Here is a 2,006-nt window from a genome sequence, read left to right as displayed (position 1 = left end):
GATCATAACCACATTTTATATATCGCGAAAAAAGAGGTAAAAGAGGCAAAAGAAAAAGCAGAAGCGGATATAAAAAAGGCTAGAGAGGAAGCTGAATTAGACATAAAAAGAGCTAATGAGGAAAGAGAAAAAGCATTAGCCAAGGGATTAAAAGAAGGCATGGAAACCGGATTAGAAGTTTTTATTCAATACAATTTAGAACAGGGGATTCTTCAGGAACAGATTATACAAAATCTGCAGAAACGTTTTAATCTGAATTCTGATTTGGCTAAAATATACTATGAAAAATATAAATAACTTCTACTGATACCAGATTTGAAATGCAGATAACTCTGCCCATTATATACATGCACCTATGGGCAGAGTTTAAAATCCGATTTTTTCCAGCACCTTCATCAGACTCAATTTTTACCTGAAACATAACTAATGACAACTTCTCAATGCCTCAATTGCTACACTTCCGCCACGAACTATTTCAAAACGGTTGACAAAATGCTTTTCAAAAAATCTGATCAGGTCGTTGTTCTTACTCTCATTGTGAGCGCTCTCTATCAAAACAGCAGTTCGGTCGTAATCGACCAATGTAACACCAAAAACTTCGGTGATATATTTTATTTCCACCAGATCCTGCTCGGTACAGTTCGTCAATTTCAAATACATCACTTCTTTCATATGTGTCGCAATATTTGTAAAATCAATGACCTTTATTACTTCAACGCTTCGGTTTAACTGTTTTTTTATCTGCTCAAATGTCCGGTCATCACCGGTTAAACTGATTGTCATACGGGAAATTGTATGATCTTCTGTGGGACCTACGGTCAGACTGTTTAAATTATAGGATTTACCGGAAAACAGACCTGAAATGCGTGCCAGAACACCTACTTCATTTTCAACCAACAGACTGATCCAACGCTTTTTCATCATTTGGCTTCTTCACCTCCCATCATCATGTCTTTCAGCGCATTACCGGGTGGCACAATTGGAAGTACATTTTCTTCCCGTTGTATCATAAACTCAATTACCGTTGGGGCTTTCAAATTTTTCTTTGCCTCCAATAATGCCGTTTTGATATCCTCTTTTTTCTGTACCCGCATACCGCTGGCTCCATAGCTTTTTGCCAGACTGATAAAGTCAGGAATATAATCAGGGCAGCATTCTGACGGGGTATTACATGTATCTGAACAACTTTTGCGGTAGCGCATACAAGTGCTGGAATATCTTTTCTGGAAAAACATTTCCTGCCATTGCCGCACATTTCCCAAGTATCCATTATTCATTATACATATGATAATGGGCAGTTCATAGACCATGGCAGTTGCCATCTCCTGTATGTTCATCTGAATGCCTCCGTCGCCACAAATAGCAATTACATCCCTGTGGGGATTGCCCAATTTCGCTCCTATTGCTGCGGGAAAGCCGTAACCCATAGTGCCCAAACCGCCGGAAGTAAGCATTTGCTTTGACTTGGTTAACTCCAGAAACTGGGTAGCCCAAAGCTGATTTTGACCTACATCCGTCGTGATTACCGCATTATCAAAAATGTTGTTTATTTCATTAATAATAGCAAGCGGTGTCACACCTGTCTCACTTTTTTGTTCTATTTCAAGAGGATGCTGCTGTTTCCAGAAATTGATCTGTTTTTTCCAGGCTGCTATTTCTAATGGCACAGCTTTATCCAGAAGGGCAAGAATCGCATTTTTTGCATCTGCTACAATCGGTATCTTTACTTCAATATTTCTGGAAATAGATGCAGGGTCAATATCTACATGGATTATAACTGCCTTTTTGGCAAACTCACTAACTTTCCCGGTTATACGATCATTAAAACGTACCCCAATGGAAAATAGTACATCGCATTCACTTATCGCCGTATTCGCCCCATAGCTTCCATGAATACCGAGATTGCCTATATATAGAGGGTGATTGGTTGGAACAGCTCCTTTTCCCATAATTGTAGTAATTACCGGTATCCCTGTTTTTTCAGCCAGTCTTGTCATTTCTGTACC

The 2,006-nt window shown here is 39.2% G+C and carries 2 protein-coding genes and 1 pseudogene; 1 reads left to right on the top strand and 2 read right to left on the bottom strand.

What is annotated here, in order from left to right:
* Positions 1-297, top strand: a pseudogene (locus ACH2DQ_RS08450) (hypothetical protein); the annotation flags it as partial.
* 126 nt (positions 298-423) lie between these two features.
* On the opposite strand, the gene ilvN reads toward ACH2DQ_RS08450, so the two are convergent.
* Positions 424-924, bottom strand: coding sequence for an acetolactate synthase small subunit (gene ilvN, locus ACH2DQ_RS08445; RefSeq protein WP_394911870.1), 501 nt, complete (start codon positions 922-924; stop codon positions 424-426).
* Positions 921-2,006: thiamine pyrophosphate-binding protein (locus ACH2DQ_RS08440; protein WP_395026360.1), on the bottom strand; the 1,086-nt coding region annotated here is incomplete at its 5' end. The genes ilvN and ACH2DQ_RS08440, both read right to left, overlap by 4 nt.

The sequence above is a fragment of the Robinsoniella sp. genome, assembly GCF_034124845.1.
Note: the sequence above shows the minus strand (reverse complement) of the source record. Positions and strands in the feature narration are given on the sequence as shown.